This window comes from Noviherbaspirillum malthae (assembly GCF_015352985.1).
GTDB classification, from domain to species: domain Bacteria; phylum Pseudomonadota; class Gammaproteobacteria; order Burkholderiales; family Burkholderiaceae_D; genus Noviherbaspirillum; species Noviherbaspirillum malthae.
This window is the reverse complement of the sequence record NZ_JACYXF010000184.1, coordinates 1-1,315: the sequence shown is the minus strand read 5'-3', so window position 1 is coordinate 1,315 and position 1,315 is coordinate 1. Positions and strand designations below refer to the sequence as shown.

Genomic DNA, 1,315 nt, shown 5'->3' with positions numbered 1-1,315 from the left:
TGGAGCAGCCCCCATTTCAATCGGACATCGTGCTTTTCATAACGCCTAGGAATAGACCTAGGCATATGACTATGTCTTGGAGTAGAAATGGAAAGTATCGAGGTCGTAACCAGCGTCCAGCGCCGCAGGCGATGGACGCTTCCAGAGAAGCTACGTGCAGTTGAAGAACTCAATGTGCCTGGAATGACGGTTTCCTATGTCGCCCGAAAATATGGTATTTCTCCCAGCCTGTTATTCCGGTGGAGAAAGCTGATGTCCGAAGGTGGCAAACAGGCGATCAAGGCAGATGATGAGGTTGTGGCTGCAGCGGAGGTGCGTGAGTTGAAGAAACGTATCCGGGAGCTAGAACGGGTGCTGGGCAGGAAGACCTTGGAGAACGAGATCTTGAAGGAGGCCGTCTCTGTTGCACACGAAAAAAAACTGATCTCGCGGCTGCCGTGCTTGCCCGACGAGGATTTCCCGTGAAGACCGTGGCTCAGACTCTCAACGTCAGCAGGTCAAACCTGACCCTCCGTCAGAAAGGGAGCGGCAAGGAACGCAAGACCTATGTAAAGGCCGACGATGCCATGCTGTTGCCGGCCGTTCGTGCGATCGTCGATGAACGGCCGACGTATGGCTACCGCCGTGTCGGGGCACTGCTGAACCGCCAACGCCGGACTCAGGGACTGCCACTGCTGAACCATAAAAAGGTATATCGGTTAATGAGCCAGAACGGCCTGCTACTGGCCCGGCAGCCGCAGAAACGCTCTGAGCGGCCGCATAACGGCAAGGTGATTACCCTCAGGTCGAACCTGCGCTGGGCATCGGACGGCTTTGAAATCCCATGCTGGAACCGGGCTGTGGTGCGGGTAACGTTTGTGATTGACACCTGTGACCGTGAAATCATTGCCTGGGGCGCCACCACCGGCGGCTTCGACGGCGAGACGGTACGCGACTTGATGCTGCTATGCGTGGAACGTCGATTTGACTCTCACCGAACCCCACCTGCGGTGGAGTGGCTCACCGATAATGGCAGCTGCTATACCGCCAGGGAAACGATCGCGTTCGGCCAGTCGCTGGGTTTGGTGCCATGCTTTACGCCGGTTAGAAGTCCGCAATCAAATGGGATGGCGGAGTCGTTTGTAAAAACGTTTAAACGGGACTATGTGTACGTTCATGACCGTCCCGATGCAGCAACTGTCCTGGCACAACTGGATCGCTGGTTCGACGATTACAATGAGTCGCACCCGCACAAGGGCTTAAAAATGAAGTCCCCACGGGAATTCATCCGCGCCCAATTAGCCGCAGGGTGTCCGATTTAATAGGGGCAACTCCA

The 1,315-nt window shown here is 55.8% G+C and carries 1 protein-coding gene; it reads left to right on the top strand.

The window, feature by feature from the left end:
- Positions 1-87 precede the first annotated feature (87 nt).
- Positions 88-1,301 (top strand): IS3 family transposase gene (locus IGW03_RS37640; RefSeq protein ID WP_438943726.1). Its coding sequence is split into 2 segments (ribosomal slippage): positions 88-412 and positions 412-1,301, totalling 1,215 coding nucleotides; the frame shifts between segments, so codons are not numbered across the junction.
- Positions 1,302-1,315: the final 14 nt, after the last annotated feature.